The 17,707-nt window shown below is 68.9% G+C and carries 16 protein-coding genes and 1 pseudogene; 8 read left to right on the top strand and 9 right to left on the bottom strand.

What is annotated here, in order from left to right:
* Positions 1-39: 39 nt before the first annotated feature.
* Entirely contained in the window at positions 40-2,325 is a 2,286-nt protein-coding gene (locus tag FHX60_RS08665; protein WP_183283082.1) for an ATP-dependent DNA helicase, read from the bottom strand.
* Positions 2,326-2,547: 222 nt separating this feature from the next.
* Here FHX60_RS08665 and FHX60_RS27905 point away from each other — a divergent pair.
* Together FHX60_RS27905 and FHX60_RS28030 are read left to right on the top strand one after the other, a co-directional pair.
* Positions 2,548-3,632, top strand: a pseudogene (locus FHX60_RS27905) (AMP-binding protein); the annotation flags it as partial.
* A 42-nt stretch (positions 3,633-3,674) separates the two neighbouring features.
* A complete protein-coding gene (locus tag FHX60_RS28030) occupies positions 3,675-4,112 on the top strand; it encodes an AMP-binding enzyme (RefSeq protein ID WP_446333867.1) in 438 nt (145 codons plus the stop codon).
* Positions 4,113-4,119: 7 nt separating this feature from the next.
* Here FHX60_RS28030 and FHX60_RS08655 read toward each other — a convergent pair whose 3' ends face one another.
* From FHX60_RS08655 to FHX60_RS08645, 3 genes are all read right to left on the bottom strand, one after another.
* The gene (locus FHX60_RS08655) at positions 4,120-4,593 is read right to left on the bottom strand and encodes an RES family NAD+ phosphorylase (RefSeq protein WP_112777153.1); all 474 of its coding nucleotides are present in this window, start codon (positions 4,591-4,593) and stop codon (positions 4,120-4,122) included.
* Complete coding sequence (locus FHX60_RS08650; protein ID WP_112777152.1) at positions 4,590-5,105, bottom strand: Xre family toxin-antitoxin system antitoxin; 516 nt, start codon at positions 5,103-5,105, stop codon at positions 4,590-4,592. The genes FHX60_RS08655 and FHX60_RS08650 overlap by 4 nt, the downstream gene beginning before the upstream one ends.
* Before the next feature lie 105 nt (positions 5,106-5,210).
* Positions 5,211-6,173 (bottom strand): DNA-binding protein, encoded by a 963-nt coding sequence (locus tag FHX60_RS08645; RefSeq protein ID WP_183283081.1) that lies wholly within the window; start codon positions 6,171-6,173, stop codon positions 5,211-5,213.
* Between the two features lie 112 nt (positions 6,174-6,285).
* Here FHX60_RS08645 and FHX60_RS08640 point away from each other — a divergent pair, with 112 nt between their 5' ends.
* Both FHX60_RS08640 and FHX60_RS08635 read left to right on the top strand, forming a co-directional pair.
* Complete coding sequence (locus FHX60_RS08640; protein ID WP_183283080.1) at positions 6,286-7,407, top strand: site-specific integrase; 1,122 nt, start codon at positions 6,286-6,288, stop codon at positions 7,405-7,407.
* A 242-nt stretch (positions 7,408-7,649) separates the two neighbouring features.
* Entirely contained in the window at positions 7,650-8,075 is a 426-nt protein-coding gene (locus FHX60_RS08635) for a hypothetical protein (RefSeq protein ID WP_112777149.1), read from the top strand.
* A 51-nt stretch (positions 8,076-8,126) separates the two neighbouring features.
* On the opposite strand, the gene FHX60_RS08630 is transcribed toward FHX60_RS08635, so the two are convergent.
* From FHX60_RS08630 to cls, 4 genes are all read right to left on the bottom strand, one after another.
* Complete coding sequence (locus FHX60_RS08630; protein ID WP_112777148.1) at positions 8,127-8,324, bottom strand: hypothetical protein; 198 nt, start codon at positions 8,322-8,324, stop codon at positions 8,127-8,129.
* Between the two features lie 76 nt (positions 8,325-8,400).
* The gene (locus tag FHX60_RS08625) at positions 8,401-8,724 is read right to left on the bottom strand and encodes a hypothetical protein (RefSeq protein WP_112777211.1); all 324 of its coding nucleotides are present in this window, start codon (positions 8,722-8,724) and stop codon (positions 8,401-8,403) included.
* A 319-nt stretch (positions 8,725-9,043) separates the two neighbouring features.
* Complete coding sequence (locus tag FHX60_RS08620; RefSeq protein ID WP_062803149.1) at positions 9,044-9,688, bottom strand: TetR/AcrR family transcriptional regulator; 645 nt, start codon at positions 9,686-9,688, stop codon at positions 9,044-9,046.
* A gap of 119 nt (positions 9,689-9,807) precedes the next feature.
* Positions 9,808-11,244, bottom strand: coding sequence for a cardiolipin synthase (gene cls / locus FHX60_RS08615; RefSeq protein ID WP_116602890.1), 1,437 nt, complete (start codon positions 11,242-11,244; stop codon positions 9,808-9,810).
* Positions 11,245-11,678: 434 nt separating this feature from the next.
* Between cls and FHX60_RS08610 the strand changes: the two genes are divergently transcribed.
* Entirely contained in the window at positions 11,679-12,434 is a 756-nt protein-coding gene (locus tag FHX60_RS08610; protein WP_183283079.1) for a response regulator transcription factor, read from the top strand.
* A 5-nt stretch (positions 12,435-12,439) separates the two neighbouring features.
* On the opposite strand, the gene FHX60_RS08605 is transcribed toward FHX60_RS08610, so the two are convergent.
* Positions 12,440-14,290, bottom strand: a complete 1,851-nt coding sequence (locus FHX60_RS08605; protein WP_112777145.1) for an EAL domain-containing protein — start codon at positions 14,288-14,290, stop codon at positions 12,440-12,442.
* 244 nt (positions 14,291-14,534) lie between these two features.
* On the opposite strand from FHX60_RS08605, the gene FHX60_RS08600 reads away from it, so the two are divergent.
* From FHX60_RS08600 to FHX60_RS08590, 3 genes are all read left to right on the top strand, one after another.
* Entirely contained in the window at positions 14,535-16,160 is a 1,626-nt protein-coding gene (locus FHX60_RS08600; protein ID WP_183283078.1) for a methyl-accepting chemotaxis protein, read from the top strand.
* Positions 16,161-16,345: 185 nt separating this feature from the next.
* The gene (locus FHX60_RS08595) at positions 16,346-16,942 is read left to right on the top strand and encodes an HAD domain-containing protein (protein ID WP_183283077.1); all 597 of its coding nucleotides are present in this window, start codon (positions 16,346-16,348) and stop codon (positions 16,940-16,942) included.
* Positions 16,943-17,123: 181 nt separating this feature from the next.
* Positions 17,124-17,492: a 5-carboxymethyl-2-hydroxymuconate Delta-isomerase gene (locus FHX60_RS08590; RefSeq protein WP_111521586.1), complete on the top strand. Its 369-nt coding sequence runs from the start codon at positions 17,124-17,126 to the stop codon at positions 17,490-17,492.
* The last annotated feature ends 215 nt before the right edge of the window (positions 17,493-17,707 follow it).

Raw genomic sequence — 17,707 nt, 5'->3', positions numbered from 1 at the left:
GCCGCAGCATGCCGCACTTGCGGCGCCAGCGTGTAATTTCTACGCCGCCGGCGCGATTTCCCACCATGGCGGCAGCAAGCCGCGCACCTCCGCCGCGGCAAAGCGGTCATCGATCAGATACAGCACGCCCTGGTCCTGCTGCGTGCGAATCACCCGGCCCGCCGCCTGCACCACCTTGCGCAGCCCGGGATACAGGTAGGCATAGGCGTAGCCCCGGCCGAACGCCTGCTCCATGCGTACACGGAACTGTTCGTTGACGGCGTTGAACTGCGGCAGCCCCAGCGTCGCGACGAAGGCGCCGATCAGGCGCTCGCCCGGCAGGTCGACGCCCTCGGCAAAGGCGCCACCGAGCACCGCGAAACCGATGCCCGCGCCGCCTTCCGTAAAAGCCTCGAGGAATGCCGCCTGTGCGGCTTCGTCCATGCCCCGCGCCTGGACCCAATGCGGGATGTCCGGATGCGACCCGGCGAAGCGGGCGACGGCCTGCTGCAGGTATTCGTGGCTGCTGAAGAAAGCCAGGTAGTTGCCGCGGCGCGCGCGGAACTGGTCCGCCATCAGCGCCACGATGGCCGGCAGCGACTGCTCGCGCCGCGCATAGCGGGTGGAGATGCGCGAGGCAATCCGCACCGACAGCTGCGCGGCGCTAAACGGCGATGGCACTTGCACGCGCGCGCAATCGGCCGGCAGGCCCAGCGTGTCCAGGTAATAGTCCGCGGGATCGAGGGTCGCGGAAAACAGCGTGACCGAATGCGCGGCGGCAAGCCGCGGGCGCAGGAACGGGGCCGGGATGACGTTGCGAAGGCAAAGCCGGGCGTGGTGGTCGCGCCGGCGCGGCGTGCGCTGGATATCGAACAGCGAATGCGCATCGAGCTGTTCGGCCAGGCGGGCGAAATGCAGCGCGTCAAAGTAGAATCGCTGCAGCGCCGGATCGTGCGCGCCCGGATGCTCGGTCATGTAGGCCAGTGCCGCCGCACAGCATTCGTCCAGCGCGCGGCGAAAGGCCGCGGGCACCTCCGGCAGGACCTCGTAGGCATCGTCACCCTGGCGCGCGAGGGCGCTCCACTGCCGCGCCAGCCGGGCCAGCGGCCGGGATAGCGGCGCCGGGGCACCGCGGCGCAGCTCGCGCAGCGCCTGCGGATCCAGTTCCGCCGTGTACATCGCGCGGCCGCGCTCGACCAGGTTGTGGGCCTCGTCCACCAGCACGCTGGCGCGCCAGCCATTGGCCACGGTCAGCGCATACAGCATCGCGCTGCGGTCGAAGTAGTAGTTGTAGTCGGCCACCACCACATCGCTCCAGCGCACCAGCTCCTGGGCCAGGTAGTAAGGGCAGATGCCATGTTCCCGCGCCAGTTCGCGCACCGCGGCGCGGTCGCGCACCGGCACGGCGCGTGCCGCTTCGCGCGCGGCCGGCAGGCGGTCATAGAAGCCGCGCGCCAGCGGACACGATTCGCCATGGCAGGCCAGCTCCGGATGCTCGCAGGCCTTGTCGCGCGCAGTCAGTTCGAGCACGCGCAGCGGCTGCGCGCCGTGGCTGCGCAAGGCTTGGGCGGCGTGCAGCGCCACCCCGCGCCCGGTGGAACGCGCCGACAGGAAGAACACCTTGTCGAGCCGCTGGCCCGGCATGGCCTTGAGCACCGGGAACAGCGTCCCGACCGACTTGCCGATGCCGGTGGGTGCCTGCGCCAGCAGGTGGCGCCCGGCGCGGTTGGCGTTGTAGACCGCCTGCGCCAGTTCGCGCTGGCCCGGGCGAAAGCCCTGGTGCGGAAACGCCAGCTGCGCCAGCGCGGCATCGCGCGCCTGCCGGTGCGCCAGTTCGGCCCGGGCCCAGTGCAGGAAGCGCTCGCAGGACTGGACAAAAAACGCCTCGAGTGCCGGCGCGTCGAAGTGCGCCACCACCGGGTGCTCGCGCTGGCTGACGATGTCGAAATAGACCACCGCGATTTCGAGCCCGGGCAGTCCCAGCTTGCGGCACAGCAGGCAGCCATAGATCCTGGCCTGGGCCCAATGCAGGTGGCGGTGGTTGTCCGGCACGGCGGCGTCGCCGCGAACCGTCTTGATTTCCTCGAGCCGGTTGGCGGCGGGATCGTAACCGTCGGCACGGCCACGGACATGTAGCGGACCGAAATCCGCGGACAGCGCCACTTCCGCCTGATAGCCCGCCCCGCGCCGGCCGGTCACGACGCCATGGCCGGCCACGCCTTCCTGCGCCGACGGCGTCGGCACGAAACGCAGGTCCAGGTCGCCCGCCTTGGCGGTGAACTCGCACAGCGCGCGCACGGCGACGACGTACGTCGGCTGCGCTGGCGCAGTGGGCGGTGCGGGCAAGACGGGAGGGGGCGCGATGACGGCGGACACAGGCAATGGGTACAGCGAAAACTGTATAAATATACAGTAGCACCCCGGCCGGGGAACGCCCTTATCGCCCAACGGGCATAAAGAAAGAGCAAATCGTTATTTCCATGTGCCCCACGCGCCGCTCTATATTGTCCGGCTGACAAGACAACAAGTGCCTGCCTGCCCGGCAGCGGACACGACCGGAGCCCGACCTTGACCTGTGGCATCACCCTTGGCGACACCCTGACCTGGCCCGCGCGCAACCTGCCGCACAAGACCGCGCTGGTCAGCGGCATCGGCACCGGGCGGCGCGCGTGGACCTTTGCGCAGCTGGATGCCGAGGTCAACCGCCACGCGCATGCCTTGCAGTCGCTCGGCATCGGCAAGGGCGACGTGGTGGGGGCCTTTCTCTATAACACACCGGCTTTCGTCTTTGCGCTGCTGGCCACGGCCCGCCTGGGCGCGGTCTTCAACCCGGTCAACTATCGCCTGGCGGCGCAGGAGCTGGCCTACATCCTGAACGACGGCGGGGCCAGGGCGCTGCTGTTCGAACGGGAAGGCGCGGCCGTCGTGGAAAAAGCCGCCGAACTGGCGCCCGGCACCGCGTTGCGCCTCTATGCCGACGCCGACCCGGCGCCCGCCTTCGCCACGCACCGGCTCGACACGCTGGCGGCGGAGCAGCCCGACACGCCGCCGACGGTGACGGTCGGCGAGAACGATCCCTGCATCCTGATGTACACCAGCGGCACCACGGGCCGGCCCAAGGGCGTCATGCATACCCATCGCAGCAAGCTGCAGCACAACGCGATGATGCACCAGGCCATGATGCTGTCGCGCGAGGATGTGGGCCTGTCGATCGCGCCGCCGAGCTGCACACCAGTTTCCTGCCGCGCCTGCAGGTCGGCGCTACCCAGGTGCTGCAGCGCCGCTTCGATGCGGGCGAGGCCTGGCAGCTGGTCGAAGCCGAGGGCGTCACGCACTTCTTCGCCGCGCCGACCATGGTCGGCATGCTGCTCGACCATCCGGACGCAGCAACCCGTGACCTGTCCTCGCTGCGGCTGGTGGAGTACGGCGGCGCATCGATGGCGCCGCACCTGATCCGCGAATGGGACCGCAAGGTCGGCGCCGGGCTGGTGCAGGTCTACGGCACCACGGAAATGGGACCGTGCATGTCGGTGCTCTACCCGCACGAACAACTGAGCCGCGCGGGCTCGGCCGGGCTGCCCGCGCTTGGCCACGAGCTGGTGGTGGCAAGGCTGCGCGAGGACGGCGCACCGACCGACCCGTCGCAGCCGTGCGCGCCGGGCGAGGTCGGCGAAGTGCTGGTGCGCGGACCGTGCATGATGCAGGGCTACCTGAACCGCCCGGACGCCAACGCGCGCGGGCTGGCGCACGGCTGGTACCACACCGGCGACCTCGGCAGCGTGGATGCCGACGGCTACCTGTGGATCCGCGACCGCATCGACTACATGATCAATTCCGGCGCCGAGAACGTCTATCCGCGCGAGGTGGAAGACGCCCTGATCGAACATCCCGGCGTGCTGGAAGTCGCGGTGCTGGGCGAGCCCGATCCCACCTGGGGCCAGGTGGTCGGCGCCTACGTGGTGGCGCGCGGCGAGGCCGCACTGAGCGCGGAACAGCTCGATGCCTTCCTGCTGCAAGGCGACCGGCTTGCCGCCTACAAGCGCCCGCGCCGCTACCATTTCGTCGAAGCGCTGCCCAAGACTACCAGCGGCAAGATCCAGAAACACCTGCTGCGCGCGGGCGGCGCGGCCTGATCGTGACTCAGGCCAGGCGGGCGTCGTACTGCCAGCGGCGTACCTTGGTATAGGCCAGCCGCCGGGCAGCTGCGTGCAAGGGATTGACCAGCACGTTGAACTCTTCGGGAATCACGATCGAGGGCACCAGCAGCAAGGCGCTGGCGCCCTCGCGGACCCAGGCCTCGCCGGTGTCGAGACTGGTCTTGCCGGCGGGAATGGCATCCCAGCCGACCGGCGCGCTGGCGGCCGTCAGGTGCCGTGCCGCGGCCCACAGGTCATCAGGGATATCGATTCGGACCAGGTAGCGGTTCAGCGGCAGCCCGGCCGAGCCCAGGTGGACCAGCGTTTCCAGGCAAGCCAGCGCGATGCTGGACGCCGCATAGAGCAGCGGCGTTCCCTGCCGGTTCCAGCGCCCTCCGGTGGCCCTGGCACCGGCGCCGCTGGCATCGTCCGCGGTGTAGAGGGGTGTGTCGGTGGCGATGCGCCAGGCCGGCTTCAAGCGTAGGCCCCGCTCTGCATCCTCGCCACCAGGTCGGAGACGATGCGCTGGCCCGCGACGGTATCCATCAACTCGGCGGGACGTTGCCCGCCCAGCGCCGGAGACGGCTGCTCCAGCCACTGCGCCACCCATTGTGGCGCATTGAAGCCGCGCGGATCGCCCGAGCTTTCCACCAGCGCCTGCACCTGGCCCATCAGCCGCACCATGCCCAGCACGCGCTCGCTCTGCTCGCTCGACAGGTTCTGGTGCGCCCGCGCCTTGCGGTCAACGGTGGCGCGCGGCAAGTCCAGCGTCTTCATCAGCTGTTCCTTGCTCGTACCCATGGATTCGGCCAGCCGGCTGAGGTCGGAAGCCGGCACGCCCTCGCGGATGGCGTGGATCACCGCCATGGCCCCTTCGGTCGACAGCGTGGCCTCGTAGACGGCCAAGTAGCTGTTGACGCTGAGCTCGCGAGCGGGCCGGCGTTCGGGTGCGAGCGGATAACGCCCCTTGGGCGTGAGCATGCGTGGCATGGCAAGAGCTCATCAAATCAAATGAGCTTTCAGTTTAGCTCACTTGATTTACGCCCAACGTGAACTGCACTGCGCTTTTTGCTGGGAAGGCACAAAGGAATGCGCCTACCGCCCGCGGCCACGCCGTCGCCCCCTGCCGACGGACAATGCAACGCGGGCCGGCCGGCTCCGCCGTGACGGCGTCCCGGTGGCGGCCGTGGATTCAGCAGGTGCCGCGCCGGCCTGCTCCCGGTACTCCGCGAGCAGGCTTTCCCGCTGGCGCACCCGCTCTTCCAGCACCGCAATCGCCTGACCAAGCCGGCTCATCTCGCTGCCCTGGCGCGACGCCGCCTCCGCGGCCCGGCTCAGGCGCTCGACCGCCGCCTTGCGTTCGGCCTCGATCAGCTTTTGCGCCTCCCTGGTGGCCACCCGCGCCGCATCGAGTTCCAGCGCCATGCGGCGCTCATTGGCGGCGGTGCGCTGCATCAGCGTTTCGCGCTCCTGATCCCATGCCGCGCGCCGGGCATCGAAATCGTTCTGCATGGCCTGGCGCGCGGCCAGCGCGGCGGCATGCTCGGCGCGCAGCGCTTCGGCTTGCTGCTGCCACGCGGCTGCAGCGGCTTCGGCACGCGCGGCGCGCTCGGCCGCGTCGTCGCGGGCCCGCGTCAGTTCCGCCATGGCAGCCTCTGCGCCTTCGAGCCGCGCCTGCATGACCTGTCGTTCCTGCGCCAGCGCTTCTCGCTCCTGCTGCAGCGCCTTGCTGGCTTGCGCCAGTGCGGCTTCCCGCTGCGCCAACGCGGCCTCGGCCGAGGCGCTGGCGCTTTGCAGCGCCGCCTCCCACAGGTAGCGCGCGGCTTCCGTGACGGGCTCCGGGCAGCCTGGCGCGGGCGCAAAACCCTGCGGATCCTGGATTCGCCCGCCCAGCGCAGCAAACCAGGCATCCAGGTGCGGGCTGACCGTGTTCGGCGAACCTCGCCCCAGATGCAGGCGGATGCGTTCGATGGTCGGCCGCTGGCCGGCCTTGAGCAGGCTGTCGGCGGCTTGCCAGACGTCGTCGCGGGTGATGCCTCGGCTGCGGAGCGTTTCCATGGGTGTGGTCCAGCGGTTCCTGAAAAATCACAAATAAGGTTCGATAATGGAGACTTATCGGTTGTTATCCCTTATTTGCGTATGATATATTACAGCATACATCATATTTAATATGATCAGAATCCGAGACGCCCACGAGGCCTACTTCCCACCGATTCCTTCCGATGTCGAATTACCGGCCCCGCTCCGCACGTCCCAACTGGATCCTCTCGCCGAGCAGGCGGCCAACGCGCTGCGCCAGGAAGGCGAATCCCGAAACACGGTGGCAAGCTACCGGTCCGCACTGCGCTACTGGTCTGCCTGGTATGCCCTGCGCTATCGGCAGCCGGTGCGGCTACCGCTTGCGCCCGCCGTCGTTATCCAGTTCATCGTCGACCACGCCACGCGCCAGACGCCGCAAGGCCCTGTCTGCGAGATGCCCGCGGCGATCGACCAGGCGCTGGTCGCTGACGGATGCAAGGCACGACCCGGCCCGCCCGCGCTGTCCACGCTGACCCACCGGCTGGCGGTCATCGCCAAGGTCCACCAGCTGCAAGGCCTGCCCAACCCATGCGCCGATGCCGGCGTGCGCGAACTGATGGCCAGCATCCGGCGCGCCTATGCGCGCCGCGGCCACCGCCAGGCACGCAAGGCCGCCCTGACGCGCGCGCCGCTGCTGCGCCTGCTCGATACCTGCGATGGCTCGCTGGCCGGGTTGCGCGACCGCGCGCTGCTGCTGTTCGCGTGGGCCAGCGGCGGGCGTCGCCGCTCCGAAGTCGCGCGCGCCACCATGGCCAACCTTACGCGCGTGGGGCCTGGGGATTTTGTCTATGTGCTGGGCTGGTCGAAGACCAACCAGTCAGGCAGCGATCACGCCGATAACGCCAAGCCCGTCACCGGCGCCGCCGGCCAGGCGCTGGAGGCGTGGCTGGCCGCCGCGGGGATCGAACACGGTCCGCTGTTTCGCCGCATCCGGCGCGGTGGGCATGTGGGAGAAGGCTTGTCGGACGCGGCGGTCAGCCGCATCGTCAAGGCGCGTTGCGCGCTGGCGGGGCTGGACGGCGATTATTCCGCGCATTCGCTGCGTTCGGGCTTTGTCACGGAAGCGGCGGCACAGCAAGTGCCGCTGGCTGAAACCATGGCCATGACCGGCCATGCCAGCGTATCGACGGTGGTCCGCTATTTCCGCGCTGCCGACGCACGGCGCTCGCGCGCCGCCGACCTGCTGGCACCGGATGCCACCGACAGCCCCTGAGCGACTCGCCATGTCCGCCAACCATGCGCCGGGGCCGGCGCAAATACGGGTATTTCGCTAGCCGGCGCCTCTGGCTCGCCTTGCAGGGCCTGCCTATACTGGCAGGCGCGCGGGACAGTGCCGGCACAGGCCGGACGCCGCGCACGGAACATCCGGCAGACAGTCACCGCCGCGCAAGCGCTGGCGGTACAGGCGCGAGACGACGCGCCGCTGCCCGGACCCGATCAAGTGGAAACGCGGAGATGGGCATGCCCAACGAACAATTCCTCGCCACGCAGGAAACGCGCCGCTCAGGGCTGAAGGCCCTGCGCGCGGCCCTGCTGCAGGTTCACAAGGAAGTCATCGGCTATGACCGGGCGCAGTATGAACGCCTGAACGGCCCGATTCCGGCTGGCCTGTTTGTCCAGCTGGTGACTGAAGACAACTACTTCCGCTGGCTCGACCCGCTGTCGCGCCTGATCATCGAGATCGACGAAGAGCTGGAGGCCCAGGAACATCACGACGACACCTGCCGTGCCGTCGGGCGCGCCGCCGAAAAACTCTTCAGCGACGGGGCCGACCCCGCGTTCCGCAAGCGCTACCAGGAAGCGCTGCAGGACGAGTCCGGCGTGATCGTCGCGCACGGGCGGCTGATGTCCGTCATCGGGCAACTGCGCCAGCTGCCCTAGCGCGCCCGCGCTTCCGGACGCGTGAGTCCGGACGCCTTATTTCCCTGCGCTTTACTTCCCCGTGCTTTGCTTGCCCGGCTTCGACTTGCCGGGCCGGCGCAGCACGTCGGTGTCGACCGCGACCGGGTCGCTGGCGGGGAAGGTTTCCTTCAGCGCCTCATCCAGTTCGCGCTCGATCTGTTCGTCTCTGGATGGCTGCTGCGCTGGCTTCGTCGGTTGGGGCGGGTGCTTCTGTGCGGGCTTGCTCATGTCGATAAGGCTCCTTGGCGGCCGTGAACCGATGGTAACCCTGGCGGCCCGGCATTGCCATGCGGACGCTTGCCGCTCAGTGGCCTCTGCCGCCACCTCCTCTGCCACCCCCGCGCCCACCGCCATGCCAGCCACCCCGCCCACGGTGGCCATTGCCGTGCCAGTGATGGCCACCGCGTCCGCCGCCGCCATAAATGAAGGCGAAGCTGCCATAGGCCGGCCACGGACGGTAGTACGGGTACCCGTATGCCGGATAGGCGGGATAGGCCGGGTAGGTCTGGTAGTACGGCGTCGACACCGTGTAGGCGGGATATGCCGGATACGGGTCGCCGGCGTACGGGTAAGCCACACACCCTGCCAGCGCGGTCGCGACGAGGATCACTCCGATTCCGTATTGCATGATGCCCCTCCCCACCGTCAGCGCTCAGCCTGCCGGACCTGGCAGGCACGCAAGTTAGACCGCGCGGCCGGCCCGGCATTCCGGTGAACCGCGCCCGCCCGATGCGCCCGGCCAAGCCATGGGCATGCGGGTGCCTATATCGGGACAAAACAAAGACATATTTAAGAAGTGTCCGATATTCAGATGAGAATCAACGGAATACATTGTTCTTGCACCCGACCCTGGGTGCCCGATAGAGCCAGGTTGCCCCCCTTCCTGGCTCCTTACCTTGCCACGATGGTCCCCGCCATCGTGGCATTTTTTTCGCCGCGGTTACCGGCTAAAGGCCCTTTTCGACCATCTCGAGCACGCGCTGCCCCAGGATCTCCGCCTGCTCGCTGGCGCGGCTGCGCAGGGGACCGTCGATCAGCAGGATCGCCAGCCCGTGCACGGCCGACCACGCCAGGTATTCGGCGCCCGGGCGGCGCTCGGCCGGCAGCACCCCCGCCTCCACCAACTGGTCCAGCGCCGCGCCCAGCAACTGGAACGGATTCAGGCCGCTGTTGCCCGCCTTGGCCGGGTCGGCGTCGTCCTCGACTTCGTCCGGCACCGAGAATGCCGTGCGGAACAGGCCGGTTTCCGTGAGGGCAAAACGGAGGTAGCCCGTGCCGACCGCGCGCAGGCAGGCGCGCGCATGCGCGGCGGCGCCACGGCCCGGGCGCAGCCCGCCGATTTCGGCCTCCATGGCGATCGCCAGCGAAGACAGGGCCGAGGCGCGCACCGCCTGCAGCAGGTCTTGCCGGCTGGCGAAATGGCGGTACGCGGCATTGGGCACCACGCCGGCGCGCCGCGTCGCTTCGCGCAGCACGATGGCGTCGGGGCCACCCTCGCGTGCCAGGTCGATGCCGGCGTCGAGCAGCGCGCGGCGCAGGTCGCCATGGCGGTAGGTCGCCCGTGCGGGCGGTGCGGAGGCTTCCCGGTTCATGCGGGCCTCCCGGAAAACGAATGACAGTTCATGATGTGCAGAGTCTTATAGTGAACAGTGTACACAATCAAACTGTCACAAGCTTGTAGCGCCTACGATGACGGGGGGCGCCGGCAGGCTCAGAGGATCGGCGCGAACAGCGTGGCGACGTGCATTGCCACGCGCAGAGGAGCCGGCGCGGCGAGGAACTCGTCCAGCCCGACCCGACGGGCCTGTGCGAAATCGGCCTCGAGCATTGCCGCCACCTGCGCCGCAAAGCCCTCGTCGGCAGTCATCACCATCAGCTCGAAATTAAGCCGGAACGAGCGGTTGTCGAGGTTCGCGGTGCCGATGGCGGCGGCCTCGTCGTCGATCAGGATCACCTTCTGGTGCAGGAAGCCGGGCTGGTAGCGGTAGATCTTGATGCCCGCGGCAATGGCCTTGTGGGCGTACAGCGTGGAGGCGGCATAGACCACCAGGTGGTCCGGCCGCGCCGGGATCAGGATGCGCACATCCACCCCGCGCAGCACCGCCAGTCGCAGCACCGCGAATACGGCCTCGTCCGGGACGAAATACGGCGACGTGATCCACAGCCGGTGGCGCGCCGACTGGATCGCCTCGACAAAGAACAGCGAGCAGGTTTCCTGCGCATCGGCCGGCCCCGACGGCACCACCTGGCAGGTCATGCTGCCGCCCGCCTCCGGCGGCGGCATCAGCAGATGCGGCACCTCGCGCGCGGCCCAGTACCAGTCTTCGGCAAAGGCCATCTGCAAGTCCAGCACGGCGCTGCCACGCAGCGCGATATGGGTGTCGCGCCAGGGCGCCAGCGGCGGACGCTGGCCCAGGTATTCGACACCGACATTGTGGCCGCCGATGAACGCTTCGCAGCCGTCGACGACCACCAGCTTGCGGTGGTTGCGGAAATTGAGCTGGAACCGATTGACGAAGCCGCGATGCGTGGAAAACGCCCGCGCCTCGACCCCCGCATCGAGCAGCGTGCGCACGTAGCGGCGCGACATGGCGTGGCAGCCGATGCGGTCGAACAGGAAGTACACCTTGACGCCGGCCTGCGCGCGCTCGCACATGAGCGCCTGCAGGCGCTGGCCCAGTGCATCGTCGTGGACGATGAAGAACTGCACGATCAACACCTGCCTGGCGCGCGCCATCGCCGCGAAGATCGCCTCGAAAGTCTGCTCGCCGTCGATGAGCAGGCGCACATCGTTGTTGGCCAGGCACGGCATGCCGGTCAGGCGCGGCAGCGCGCGCATGCAGGCCTGCACCGGCGTGTGGACCACGCAGGCGCTGCGGGCCTCGCGTTCGCGCGGGGTCATGCCGTGGCGGATTTCGCGCAGCCGGTCGTCGTTGAAGCGGCGCGCGTCGACATAGCCGGCGAAGGTGCTGCGCCCGAAGATCAGGTAAGGAACCAGGGTGAAGTACGGCATCATCAGCAGCGAGCCGGCCCAGGCAATCGCGCCCGGCGCAGTGCGCACCGTCATGACGGCATGCAGCGCGGCCACCACGCCTACGGCGTGAAAGGCCAGCACGATGATGGCGATGACACTCGGGCTCTGCAGCATCGGTGGGCTTGTGTCCGCTGACCGGGTCGCGATGCGCGCTATTTTGGCACAGCACGTTGCCGATGTTGGCGCCCGGCTGTGCGCCGCCAGCCAGAGCTGCCTCCTTTTTTGGCACGCCGATGGCATGACGGTGCCAGGCCGCTGTCAGGGCAGCATGCCCCCGTTTGTCCACAGGAGCTGTGGACAACTTTCCGTAGCGACCGGCAGCTGCCGCAGCTTCACGAGCGACTCCGCTTCGATCACGGCGAACCGCAAAAATCGACAGAGATTTCAGAAATGTCTGATTGTTTTTCGGACCGCACTTTTTATACGCTTTCTGGCTAGGCAACGCGGTGCCATCACGGTCCCGTGGCCGGGGCTGTCCGACCGCGGCCCGGGCGTTCATTGCCGGCTTTCGCCTTACGGTTCGTATCCTGCCCTGTGGTCCGCCTCCGATGAATATTGCGCTGCTCATGGGCTTTTCGCCCCAACTACGTACCGTGGCCGAGCTGCTGGAGGGCGCCGGCTTCCGTTGCCGCGTGTTCGAGACCGGCCGCGAGCTGATCCACCGCGTCAGCCAGGACCTGTATGACATGCTGCTGATCGACGATGCCCTGCCCGACCTGCCGGCGCTGGAAGTGGTGCGCGCAGTGCGCAGCGCGCGCTCGCGCGAGGTGCCGATCATCCTGCTGGCTGCCGACAACAGCGAAGACAAGCTGGTCGATGCGCTCGATGCTGGCGCCGACGACTACGTGTGCCGCCCGCTCAATGGGCGCGTGCTGATGGCGCGCATCACGGCATTGCGCCGGCGCGTGACCGGCGAACGCATGCGCCAGGGCCTGGTGGTGCAGGCCGGCCCCTACCAGCTCAACAGCATGGGGCGCTTCGCCACGTTGCACGGCGAGCGCATCGCCATGACGCCGAAGGAATTCGACCTGGCCATGATGCTGTTCTCCAACGTCGGCCGCGTGCTGGCCGCCGAGCGCATCCAGCAGGCAATCTGGCGGCATGAACTGCCACCGCTGTCGCGGGCGCTGGCGGGCCTGATCTCGCGGCTGCGCAAGACCCTGCGCATCGGCGTGGCCAACGGCATCGTGATCACGGTGGTCTACGCGCATGGCTACCGGCTTGACGTGCTGGAAGAGAGCATCGCGCCCCGGCTGCCGAAGGCGGCGAGCCGGACCACCGTGCCCAGGCCCTCGGGCAACTGAGCGCGCTACGCCGGCAGCGTCGCCGACAGCGCCAGGAAATCGAGCACGGCCATGCCGTCGGCCGAGCGCTTGGCCTCGCGCTTGGCCGCTGCCGCCGCGGCGCCGATCTGCTGGCTGCCCACGCGTTGCAGGCCGGCGACGCCCTCGCCGCTGACGCACACCACGCCCACCGCCATCGATACCGGAGGAAAGAACACCGGCCGCCCGTGCCGGTCTTCGCCATGCATGCCGCCAGCGGCGCGGTCGGGCGGCGCATACATGGCGCGTGCCGCATCGTTGAAGCGCAGGATCGCGGCACGCATGCGCTCGGCCCAGTCGGCGCTCTGGTACAGCACCAGGAAATCGTCGCCGCCCACATGGCCCAGAAAGTCCCGGGCCGGGTCGCACGCCTCGGCCAGGATCGCCGCTGCGCCCTTGAGCATCTCGTCGCCTTTCCAGTAGCCGTATTTGTCGTTGAACGGCTTGAAGTGGTTCAGGTCGACATAGCAGGCATGGAACTCGCTGGCGGCCTCGATCAGCCGCTCGATATGCTGGTTCAGCGGGATATTGCCCGGCAGGAAGGTCAGCGGATTGGCGTAGCGCGCCGCTTCCATGCGCACCTCGGTGATCGCCCGGATCAGGTCGGCGCCGGTGCCCAGCCCGATATAGCGGCCCTGGTCGGTGATCACGAAGCCGTCGGCGAGCGAGCGCGTGTTCTCGCCCGACAGGATCTGCGCCATGTCCTCCAGGCTGGCGCGCTGGTCGAAGCAGGCCGGGTCGCGGCTGGCCATGGCGATGCAGGCCTTCTTGCCATAGAGCTCGCGATGGAACGGCGCCGCGTAGCGGTCGATAAACGCCTGGCGGCCGATGATGGCCAGCGGCCGCCCTTCGTCATTGACCACCGCCACGGCCTGAAGCTCGGGCTGGTCCTGGAAGGTGCGCAGCACCGCATCGTTGCTGGCCGAGGGCGATACCGGCGGCGCCGGCCGCAGCAGCCGTCCCGCGGTGATGCCGGACCAGCCCGAACGCACCATCTGCGGAAACACGGCAATGCGGCGCGACGCCAGCGCCTGCCGTACATGCAGCGCGGCCTGCGCCGCCGGTTGCGCCACCGGCCGTCCCACGTAATAGCCCTGGGCGCCGGTCACACCCAGGTCGCGCACCACGGCCAGTTCATCTTCGTCTTCAATGCCTTCGGCGATCACGCGCCCGCCAAAGGCACTCATCATGCGCAGCAGCGCGCGCAGGATCTCCAGCCGGCGCGAGCAGGACGCGATGCCGCGCACCAGCGACTTGTCGATCTTGACGAAGTGGGGCGACAGGTGCGCGAGCAAGTCCAGGTTGGCGTGCCCGGTGCCGAAATCGTCCAGCGCGTACTGCATGCCGAGCTCGCGCAACACCGCCATGGCCACGCCAAAGCTCGCGGCGTCGCCGATCGGGGTCTGTTCGGTGATCTCGATCACCAGTCGCGACGGTGCAATGCCGGCTTCCAGCAGGGCCGCCATCAGCCGCCCCCGGTCCGCCAGCAGGTGCCGCAAGGTCTGCGGGCTGAAATTGAGGAAGAGCTTGCCGGGCAGGTCGAAGCCGCGCCAGGCAACCAGCGCGGTGCGCGCCGCCTCGACCTCCAGCGCGATGGTGGCGGGAACGCCCTGCGCCAGCCGGAACAGCGCGTCCGGTGCCGCCCACGGCGAACCCACGGGCCCGCGGATCAGGGCTTCGTAGCCGAGGATGGCGCCGCTGTCCGCCTGCACGATGGGCTGGAACACGGCATGCAGCGGCGGCAGACGCGCCGGCGCAAGCACGGCCCCGCCCGGGACAACGCTGGCAGCGTGGGGCGCGGGATCGTGCTGGGACGTGGCGACAGTCAGGCCATTCATAGGAAGCAAGCGGGGGATGGTGCAGAAGCGGTCAGGGCGCAGCGCGGCCCACATTGCATGACATCCACATGACAGCACGATGACAGTCCATATTGGAAGCATGTCACGTTGGCGTCACGTTGATCGACGACGATCCCTGCGCCGCGGCGACCGTCCCGTACAGAGGACGGCGCCGGCGGCGAATCGAGTCAAGCCCGGGCTGCGCAGGCCGCTCACTCCGGTGCGCCCGTCTGGAGTCATCTCCGTGCTGCAAGTTTTCAAGACATCCCTGCCCGGCCACCGTCGGGCAGTTGCCCCCGCGCGCTGGCTGGTGCGGCTGGGCCGCCTGCCGCTGGTGGCGCGCCTGTGCGCCGCCTTCGCCCTGGTCTACCTGTTCGGCGCCGCGGTCGGCCTGACGGGCATCGCCAACCTGGTCTCGATCAAGGCGCGCACCGATACCCTGTACCAGCACGACATGCACGGCGCCATCTCGGCGGAGCGGGCGCAATCAGCACTGGCTGCGCTCGGGCGCGCCCAGCTGGCGCTGACCATGGCCACCAGCAGCACCGAGCGCGACGGCGCCGCCGACGAGATCGCGGCGGCGCTGTCGCAACTCGATGCGGCACTGGCCGGCGTGCAGCGGGCCGCCCCGGCCCAGGCGGCGCCACTGCTGCGCGAACGCCAGCGCGCCAGCGAGCTCGTCCAGGCCTACGTGGCGTTGCTGCGCAAGCAGCCGCTGGATCCGCTGCAATTCGACAGCGCGGTCTCGGTCGACGGCCATTTCGTCACCGAGCAGCTGCAGCGGCTCAGCAGCCAGGTTGAAGCCATACGCCGCCAGCAGGAGCAGCAGGCCGCCGCCACCGTTGCCAGCGTCGCCGCCAGCCAGCTGCGCGCGCAGGCCTGGATGGCGGCCCTGCTCGGCGCCAGCCTGCTCGCTGCCGTCGCGCTGGCGTGGATTGCCGCGCGCAGCCTGCGCGCCGAACTGGGCGGCGAGCCGCGCGACGCCGCCGACATCGCCCGCCGCATTGCCGCCGGCGACCTGACCGCGCCGATCGCGCTGCGCCCTTCCGACCACAGCAGCATGCTGCACCATGTGGCCAGCATGCGCGACCAACTGGCCGGCGTGCTGGCGCGGATCCAGGCCAGCGCCCACGAGATCACCGCGGCCAGCCAGCAGATCGCGGCGGGCAACCAGGCCCTGTCGGCACGCACCGAGCAGCAGGCCAGCGCGCTCGACGCCACCACCGACAGCATGCAGGCGCTGGCGGCGCACGTCGCCGCCGCGCATGCGCAGGCCACCGAATCGAGCGAGATGGCCAGCGCGGCCCGCGCCGCCACCGACGACGGCGCCGCCGTAGTGCAACGCATGCGCGGCGCCATGGACGCCCTGCACGGCCATTCGCGCCATATCGCCGAGATTGTCGGCGTGATCGAGGGCATCGCGTTCCAGACCAATATCCTGGCGCTGAACGCCGCCGTGGAAGCGGCGCGTGCGGGCCCGGCGGGCCGCGGCTTTGCCGTGGTGGCGCAGGAAGTGCGCGCGCTGGCACAGCGCAGCGCCGATGCGGCGCGGGAGATCGGCGGCATTGTCGGCAATGCCACGCATGAGATCCAGCAAGGCGCCAGCCTGAGCGGCAGCGTGGTGGCGGCGATGGATCGCATCGCCGCCACGGTGGGCCACAGCCACGCGCTGGCCGAGGGGCTGCGCACGCTCGCGGACGATCAGGCCGACAGCGTGCAGGGCGCCAGGCAGGCGGCGGCGCAACTGCGCCAGACGGCACAGCAGAATGCTGCGCTGGTCGATGAACTGGCCGGCCAGGCGGCGCGGCTCGACCAGCAGGCCGCGGCGCTGGCCAGCGACGTGGCGCGCTTTCGCTTCCAGCAGCCGTGACCGGGCAGTCGCGGCAAAGATGTGTCGGGTCGAAACATTTGTCATGACGACGTAACCGGCATTTACGTCTTCCGCGACGAAGTTACAGATATGTTTCAACTGAACCAGCCCCGGTAACGTGACAGCCCGGTTGCGGCGAGTAACCTTGCTTCACACCAACTGAACTGGCACCCGCACAGGAAACCATGGCTGAACGACTCATCATGCTGGACGTACCCGGCGTCCTGTACTCCGACCGCTCCCGCGCCCGCCTCGGCGGCATTCCGGATTCGGGCACGCCACGCGACGTCAGGTTCTTCGACCCGGTCGCGCTGGGGTTCGTCCGCAGGCTGTTCGGCGTGGCCGGCGCCCGTGTGGTGGTATCTGATGCCTGGCGCCGGGGCACGCCCGCCGCCATCCTGCAACAGCTGGACCTGCAGGTCGAAGCCATGACGCCGCCGGTCGCGGGCGGCCACGGCGCCGAGATCGAAGCGTTCTTCGCCCAGGGCGCGCGGCCAGTCCATTACGTGATCCTGTCCTGCGCCGCGGCCGAGTCGATGCCCGAGGCACTGCGCGAGCATCTGGTCACGGTCGACCCGGCCGTGGGCCTGACCCTGGAGAATTTCCAGCAGGCGCTGGATATCCTGGGCGTGGCCTGTCCGTCGACGGTCATGCCGGCGCCGAAGCTGGATGCGGGGCTCAAGGCCAAGCTGGCGCAACTGCAGCAACTGGCACGGGACAACCCTGCCCGCTTCGGCAGCGCGCTGGCACCGGCACGCGAAGTGACCGCCGTCCACGCCTGAGACGCCGCTGCCATGCAGTTCCCGACGGGGCGCCCACGGGCGCCCCGTTTTGCATCCGGCGATCCTGAACGCGCGATACAAAGGGCCCGGCCTTCTCGCTCCGGCGTATGCCTGTCGCGGCGATCCCGTATCATGCTCGCTGTCGCCGGCCCCATGCCGGAGCTTTGTGCCAGGACCCGCCATGCCTCACCTCGTCATCGAACTCACGGAAAACACACGCCTGAACTGCTCGCAGGAAGAACTGCTGGATGAGGCCAATGCCGCCCTGCTGGCTTCCGGCCAGTTCCAGGAGGCGGATATCAAGTCGCGCTGCATCACGCTGTCGACCTACCGCCAGGGCATCGATGCCGTCGAGCGGGCCTTTGTCCATGCGCGCCTGTCGATCCTGGACGGGCGCGATACCGCCGTGCGCCAGGCGCTGGCGCAGGCGGTCTGCGATGTGATTGCCGAAGCCGTGCGCTCGGGCGGCGGCAGCGGCCAGAACGTGCAGGTGTCAGTGGAAGTCTGCGAGATGGCGCGCGCTACCTACGCCAAGCAATTGGTGGCCTGATCCGCCGCGCCGTCGGGCGGCCGCCCAATAAAAAACCCGCGGCCGTTGCGGCCGCGGGCGGAAGCTTCAGGAAGACTCCGGAAGCTCTGTCATGGGGAGCGCCCCCGCACCCATGACGTAGTCGATTCTAGGTGGGCTGCGTGGCCACCGACTTGACCTGGATTAAACGCTGCCGGATTGGTGCCGGCGGCCATAAAAAAAGGAGCCGGCAAGCG

The sequence above is a fragment of the Cupriavidus alkaliphilus genome (assembly GCF_014191175.1).
GTDB lineage: Bacteria > Pseudomonadota > Gammaproteobacteria > Burkholderiales > Burkholderiaceae > Cupriavidus > Cupriavidus alkaliphilus.
The sequence above is the reverse complement of the archived record's forward strand: the minus strand, read 5'-3'. Positions and strand labels throughout refer to the sequence as shown.

Excerpts from the sequence above, each read along its gene's own strand:
- FHX60_RS08595 (WP_183283077.1), top strand. The coding sequence starts at position 16,346 with ATGGCTGAACGACTCATCATGCTGGACGTACCCGGCGTCCTGTACTCC.
- cls (WP_116602890.1), bottom strand. The coding sequence starts at position 11,244 with ATGCTGCAGAGCCCGAGTGTCATCGCCATCATCGTGCTGGCCTTTCAC.
- FHX60_RS08650 (WP_112777152.1), bottom strand. The coding sequence starts at position 5,105 with ATGCCACGCATGCTCACGCCCAAGGGGCGTTATCCGCTCGCACCCGAA.
- FHX60_RS08635 (WP_112777149.1), top strand. The coding sequence starts at position 7,650 with ATGGGCATGCCCAACGAACAATTCCTCGCCACGCAGGAAACGCGCCGC.
- FHX60_RS28030 (WP_446333867.1), top strand. The coding sequence starts at position 3,675 with ATGATGCAGGGCTACCTGAACCGCCCGGACGCCAACGCGCGCGGGCTG.
- FHX60_RS08640 (WP_183283080.1), top strand. The coding sequence starts at position 6,286 with ATGATCAGAATCCGAGACGCCCACGAGGCCTACTTCCCACCGATTCCT.
- FHX60_RS08605 (WP_112777145.1), bottom strand. The coding sequence starts at position 14,290 with ATGAATGGCCTGACTGTCGCCACGTCCCAGCACGATCCCGCGCCCCAC.
- FHX60_RS08625 (WP_112777211.1), bottom strand. The coding sequence starts at position 8,724 with ATGCAATACGGAATCGGAGTGATCCTCGTCGCGACCGCGCTGGCAGGG.
- FHX60_RS08610 (WP_183283079.1), top strand. The coding sequence starts at position 11,679 with ATGAATATTGCGCTGCTCATGGGCTTTTCGCCCCAACTACGTACCGTG.
- FHX60_RS08620 (WP_062803149.1), bottom strand. The coding sequence starts at position 9,688 with ATGAACCGGGAAGCCTCCGCACCGCCCGCACGGGCGACCTACCGCCAT.
- FHX60_RS08630 (WP_112777148.1), bottom strand. The coding sequence starts at position 8,324 with ATGAGCAAGCCCGCACAGAAGCACCCGCCCCAACCGACGAAGCCAGCG.
- FHX60_RS08645 (WP_183283081.1), bottom strand. The coding sequence starts at position 6,173 with ATGGAAACGCTCCGCAGCCGAGGCATCACCCGCGACGACGTCTGGCAA.
- FHX60_RS08590 (WP_111521586.1), top strand. The coding sequence starts at position 17,124 with ATGCCTCACCTCGTCATCGAACTCACGGAAAACACACGCCTGAACTGC.